The organism is Candidatus Rickettsiella isopodorum (assembly GCF_001881495.1).
In the GTDB taxonomy this organism is placed as follows: domain Bacteria; phylum Pseudomonadota; class Gammaproteobacteria; order Diplorickettsiales; family Diplorickettsiaceae; genus Aquirickettsiella; species Aquirickettsiella isopodorum.
Genome location: NZ_LUKY01000013.1, coordinates 1 through 675 on the forward strand (window position 1 = coordinate 1; position 675 = coordinate 675).

The window sequence follows — 675 nt, forward strand, 5'->3', positions numbered from 1 at the left end:
AGGCGCACAAAAGGGTGGAATCGATTGCATGGCGGCTTTGTTTTTTCCGCATAAGAATCCATCGGCATCAAGCAATACATAATCACTGACTTTAGGATTAAATTTATTCAGGAGCAAGATATTAGTCTTCTTACCACCTTCAAGCCGACCTGTAATTGAATTTCCTTGCAAATCAAATACATTCCCATTATCCCCCCCTATGTACTGTTTTTTACCGTTTTTCACGATAAATAATGTGGGTGAATTAGAGAAGGCAATGGCTTGGTCCTCTCCTTCTCCTAAATCGAATAATGTCACATTTCCTGTTCTGTTTAAAGCATAGGTCACTCCTAAGGTCTTATGACAGGAATAATATTTCTTTTTGGTATTTTCATTAGGATTGTAAGGAGGTGGGGCGGCTGATAAACAAAATAAATCACCCTCTTTAGGTTGGTCAGGGTTTGTATCGTCAAGCTTAAAATTTAATTTTATACTTAAATAAACTTTCCGTATTTTACAGCAATCTTCTACATAGGTAAAAGCAGGAAAAATATACCACTGAATAGCGGTGTTATCTTTTAAAAAATTAATCGCACGTTCTACTAATTGCCCATTATTGGCTTTAAGCTGTACATATTCTAAAGGAGCCAGATGAAGTGTGCTAAGTAAAAACTCAAAAAATTTTTCTCCTCTAGA

1 protein-coding gene is annotated in these 675 nt (G+C 36.0%); it reads right to left on the reverse strand.

The features are described 5' to 3' along the window. On the reverse strand, positions 1 to 675 hold a 675-nt coding region (locus A1D18_RS06780; protein WP_171910790.1), incomplete at both ends, for a hypothetical protein.